The organism is Synechococcus sp. R8-2, from assembly GCF_047461715.1.
Taxonomy (GTDB): Bacteria; Cyanobacteriota; Cyanobacteriia; order Thermostichales; family Thermostichaceae; genus Thermostichus.
Window position 1 is genome coordinate 1 of record NZ_JANSHQ010000389.1, and the last position, 1681, is coordinate 1681.

A 1681-nucleotide genomic window follows, 5' to 3' on the forward strand; every position below is an offset into this window, starting at 1 on the left:
GTATCCACAAGGGTTGCGGCCTGTGCTGCCAGACTAACCACCATGATTGACAACAATCCTCGTCCACATCCAGAATAGATATTCGCAGCGATTGGGGCTGTAGTTCAATTGGTTAGAGCACCGCCCTGTCACGGCGGAAGTTGCGGGTTCGAGCCCCGTCAGCCCCGTACTCCTAGAACACTCTAGCTTAGTCGCTCCCCTGCAGCCTCATATCTCCAGACTGATCTGATTTCTGGTGGAGACTGCTGCACAATGCGGCCGGCTCAGGGTTCAAGTTTCGGCGGTGGGGTATGGAAAGCCCGCCCTAAAATGGGGCTTAGTCCAGGGGAAAAACCATGCAGTATCGCAGATTTGGGCGTACCGAGCTGTCTATGCCCGTGCTGAGCTGTGGTGGCATGCGCTATCAACACAGTTGGCAAGATACTCCTTGGTCAGGGATCCCAGCGGCAAGCCAGCAGAACCTGGAGGCGACGATTCGCCGGGCCTTGGAGGTGGGCATCAACCACATCGAAACTGCCCGCGGCTATGGCACTTCTGAAATGCAGTTGGGCCGCATTTTGCCGCTCTTTCCCCGGCAAGATCTGATTGTGCAGACGAAAATTGGCCCCAGCGCCGACCCGCAGCAGTTCCTGGCCAAGTTCGAGCAATCGATGAGCTACTTGAACCTCGATTATGTGGATCTGCTGGCCATCCACGGGTTGAATACCTGGGAAGACTTGGAGCACAGCCTGCGTCCAGGGGGGTGTCTGGAGGTGTGTCAGCGCCTGGTACGGCAGGGGCGGGTGCGTTTTGTCGGCTTCTCCACCCATGGGCCGACGGAGTTGATCGTGGAAGCCATACGGTCAGGGGGCTTCGATTACGTCAACCTGCACTGGTATTTTGTCAACCAGACCAACTGGCCTGCCATTGAGGCCGCCGCTCAGCAGGATATGGGGGTATTCATCATCAGTCCCTCGGATAAGGGGGGCAAGCTTTACGATCCGCCCGCCAAGCTGGTGCAGTTGTGCCAACCCCTCAGCCCGATGGTCTTCAACGACCTGTTCTGTCTGTCCCATCCCCAGGTTCACACCCTCAGCATTGGGGCGGCCCGACCCAGCGATTTTGATGAGCACCTGCAGGCGGTGGAGTTATTGGATCGGGCTGATGAGCTGTTGCCGCCGATCCTGGCCCGCCTAGAGCAAGCTTTGATCGAGAAGGTGGGAGAGCACTACGCCAAAACTTGGCACCAGGGCCTGCCTCGCTACGACCAAACCCCCGGACAGGTGAATATCCCGTTTATTCTGCTGCTGCGCAATTTGGTCTTGGCCTATGACTTGGTGGACTATGCCAAGAGCCGTTACAACCTGTTGGGCAATGCCGGCAGTTGGCTCCCCGGCCAGCGGGCAGACAAAGTGGATGCCGAAGCCCTGCGACCTTATCTTATCCACAGCCCCCACCGCGACCGGATCCCGGCTTTGTTGCAAGAAGCCCATCGCCTGCTCTCTGGAGCTGAGGTGAAGCGCCTATCTCAGAGCTAGCTTGCTCAGGGATCCCCCCGTTTGACGGTCGAGATCCGGTGGAGAAGATGATATGGCAAGGTTTACTCTTTAACCGCAGGAAAAAAAGAGTTGTCAGCTCCCGCCAGCGGCTCCTTATCTCATTTGGGTAGCTCGTGTTAGAGTGTAAACTACCCGACCCTGAC

General features: G+C 57.5%; 1 protein-coding gene and 1 tRNA gene. Both read left to right on the forward strand.

Going from position 1 to position 1681, the window contains the following annotated elements; genetic code table 11:
• The first annotated feature begins 93 nt into the window (after positions 1-93).
• Positions 94-167, forward strand: a tRNA-Asp gene (locus tag NW819_RS09620).
• Between the two features lie 168 nt (positions 168-335).
• Entirely contained in the window at positions 336-1517 is a 1182-nt protein-coding gene (locus tag NW819_RS09625) for an aldo/keto reductase (RefSeq protein WP_414413599.1), read from the forward strand.
• Positions 1518-1681: the final 164 nt, after the last annotated feature.

Coding starts and splice junctions, on each gene's coding strand:
- NW819_RS09625 (WP_414413599.1), top strand. CDS start 336: ATGCAGTATCGCAGATTTGGGCGTACCGAGCTGTCTATGCCCGTGCTG.